Annotated in this window: 2 protein-coding genes; both read left to right on the top strand. The window is 58.6% G+C overall.

The annotated features are described in order from the left end of the window. Window positions 1-2,691 (top strand): DNRLRE domain-containing protein (locus HCK04_RS40030; RefSeq protein WP_205831283.1); only part of this gene is annotated, 2,691 nt, incomplete at its 5' end. 9 nt (window positions 2,692-2,700) lie between these two features. Continuing rightward, complete coding sequence (locus HCK04_RS40025; RefSeq protein ID WP_142652732.1) at window positions 2,701-3,324, top strand: hypothetical protein; 624 nt, start codon at window positions 2,701-2,703, stop codon at window positions 3,322-3,324. The last annotated feature ends 209 nt before the right edge of the window (window positions 3,325-3,533 follow it).

Here is a 3,533-nt window from a genome sequence, read left to right as displayed (position 1 = left end):
ATTGTCGGCCAGGGGACTGCTGATTCCGCTATCGTCACCAGCCCGTCGCCAACTGTTCAGAAGGATGAGGTATCGACGGCAAAGGCAGCCGCTAAGGCTCGAGGATCGGAAGTGGAGATTACGTCCGCCAGGCGTGAAGACTCCACCCTCTATGCTCTCCCAGATGGCACCTTCCGAGTAGAAATGCACGCTGGCCCGATCCGGGTCAGCAGGAACGGTCAGTTCGTCCCCATCGACACTACGCTGGTCGAAGATAATGGTGAGCTTAAGCCAAAGGCGGCTAAGTCCAACGTCTCGTTTTCTGTCGGCGGACCGGGTCCAGTTGTCCGGTTCGACGACGGGCACGGTCTTCGCACAGTTGGATGGCCCAAGGCCCTTTCTCGCCCGCAGATCAGCGGCAATGAGGCCATCTATCGGAATGCTGTGACCGGAGGCGACCTGGTCCTCAAGGCAACACCGACCGGCTTCACCCAGTCGATCGTGCTACGTGAACGCCCGAAGAAGCCTACGGAGATTCGCATCCCCGTAGACCTCCCCCAGGGGCAGCAGTACAAGCTTTCGGCAGGCGGAAAGCTGCGGCTGACGGGAGCTAAAGATGAAACGCTGGCGACGGCCGGGCCCCTGCGCATGGCTGATGCCGGCGCCGAGCGTTCACCCGATACGGGACACGTAGGAGACGTCCCAGGGAAGGTCGAGAAAACCAGCACCGGTACCGCACTGGTACTGCAACCCGACCAAACTTTCCTCGCCGACCCCGCAGTTCAGTACCCCGTCACGCTCACTACATCGTCCTGGGTGGGGGCGGGCCTGCAGGACGACGTGTTCGTGAGCAGCGACTACCCAAATGCTATCGGGGATGCGACCTGGCTGCACGCGGGCAAGTTCGGCAGCGGCAGCAAGACCGCACGGACGTACATCCGCTTCAATGCCGGGGGACCTCTTCGTGGAGCGAGGATCCTCAACGCGGACCTACGCCTATGGAACTATAAGTCCAACGCATGCGGCTCCTCTGTCGGCTCGGGAATTCAGGTCCGACGTGTTACCAGCGACTGGATGCAAAGCACATTAACCCTGTCTAATCAGCCTTCAACGACGACATCTGGCGCGATCACTCAGAAAGCTGCAGCCGGGGATCCCAACTGCGCCGAGGCGGAGCTCTACTACTCCATCGAGAACATCGTTCAGGCCTGGGCAGATGGTGCCTCCGACTACGGGGTCCAACTGCGGGCAGCAAATGAGTCGGACGCCACCAACTGGCGAATGTATCGCTCGTCGGAGAGCGCCGGAACTGGGCCGGTTCTGTTCATCAACTTTGAGACAGATGCACCGGATTCCGTCGACTTCACGCTGTTTGACGGGTCGCCCACGGTTCCGCTGAATGGTACGGAATATGACTTCTCTTCCCTCTCAAGTGTCCCCGACATGTCAGAGGAGGACCTGACAGAGCTGGTAACCACGGGACAGGTGACTCGAGAGCCGGTACTCGCCGACGACTCGGGCATCGAGTCGCCGATCGCCAGCGATCCCGAGGCGCATCCGCGCTATGACGAACCTCAAACGGGGGAGCCAACGGACGACGGCCCCACCCCGTCACCCTCACCTACCCCGCCAGCGACGGGATCCACGCTTAATGCCAACCCATCCTTCGAAGAGGGGATATCCCCCTGGTATCCATGGTGGGGGGACGATGAACTCACTCAGTCGACCGAACAGGCGCACGAGGGGGCGGCGTCAGCGAAGCTCTCGCTTGGAGCACCGGAATGCTGCACAGGTATGGCGCAAGATCTTTCCGTGACGCCCGGTACTTATGAGATCACAGGGTGGATTCGCCCTGACGCGGATGCGACAGGTTTCTACGGTGTCGATTGGTATGACGCCGACTGGAACTTCCTGGACTCCTCATCTGACTTCGGCGAGCTTACATCGGGTCGATGGCAACCGCTGCAGAGCGTCGTAGTAACTGCGCCGGCGGGAACGGCGAACGCCGTTCTGTGGACAGAGGCGGACTTTACGGATGAGTCTCTGCATACAGTATACCTAGATGACCTGCGAATGGCCCCTGTAGTAGGTGCGGCAGCTGCGCGCCAGGCTGCAGCGAGAAGGTCTGACGGTAAGGCTCCTCGGCTCCTCACGGAACTTCGGGACAAAGTCAAGAGGGATCACTCTGGCAGGGCAACTCAGAGAAGCACGGGCAATGCAGTCAATCACGAGCAGGTGAACACATCGCAGCTAGCGGCGGAACCCGCGGGCTCGTTCGACCTTCTCGCGTTTTGGCGAGACAAGGGCGGAAAGAAAATAAACTACCGAAAAGGATGGTTTGATCCGATCCTGGACAGAGGCTTCGGGCATATAAAGATCACGCAGAAGCACAACCTCACCGTCACGGCAGCCTACTACATGACCAAGAGCCCGATACGAGGAATCCAGCAACCGGATTCAATCCTTGTGTCCAGATTTCACTATCTCGCCACAGCATACGATAATCATTGCTCGGGTATTCTGCGGTGGAAGAGATGTAGAACCGTTCGCACTATGAACACAAGGACGATCGTTGACTTCAACACAGAGCCGTGGAAGTATGCGGACACGTTCGGAGTAGTTACGGCATACTGTGAGGGGGTAACCTGGTGTCCGGACTGGGTAGGGGGCAACCCGGTCCACCCGATTCTACCAATTCCGTATAAGCCGTAAGAGGTAAGGTTGAGGATCGACGACAGACGCGACGGCGGTGCGCCGGATGTGGTAAAGTGCCTTCGGCTACTTTCTGAGGTGGCAGCACTACAGAAAGCTAATGCCGATATCGGCATCGGCATCGCGTCCATCGCTTTTCATGCACGGTATGCGACGCTGACCATAGAACAGCCTGGCCGTAGCACAGTCGATGTCAGTGTCGATTACTCATCCTCCCGAGGGGAGGCCCTCTCTGATGCGCTCATTGGCGAGGGTTTCCCCGCCCGCCCTGTGCCGCGAGATGACGGAACTCTAGGGATGCCGTCGCCAGCGGATTCCGCTCTTCACAAGCATGCTTGGATCCTGAAGCAGATTGCATACGGTTCCGACCCCTGGACTGTTTATGGTCGGACATGGTCTGGGGAACTTATGGCCATCTGCTTTTCCCGTAATGGCTACACGGATGTCGTCTTCCGTATCGACGGTTATGAGCGAACGCTGACACTCTCCGTGTCGCACAGTGAAGACCCTGATCTCCTTATTGGCTTGAACTATTCAATGGTTGACTTGATAAGTCGTTATTGCGAGGGCCTCCACCATCTGAATGGGTTGGAGATCGGGGAAACTTCTGGAGGTGTGCGGGTGTTCATTTAGTCAAAGTTGTCATCGATAACTGACTGTCCATGCTATATCGCGGCGGCATTCCGCACGGGTCGCGGGGTCAACGAGGCCGGCGGTGGGGGAACGGTGACCGGCCACACAAGTTGGTGGGATGTGACCAAGTCGCCGCTTCCGTCCAGCCTTCTCGCGACGGCCGCAGATGATTCCGGTTGTGCCCGCGCCGTTTGCTGTTAACGAAACCT

It is taken from the genome of Microbispora sp. CL1-1, assembly GCF_012034195.1.
GTDB lineage: Bacteria > Actinomycetota > Actinomycetes > Streptosporangiales > Streptosporangiaceae > Microbispora.
The sequence above is the reverse complement of the archived record's forward strand: the minus strand, read 5'-3'. Positions and strand labels throughout refer to the sequence as shown.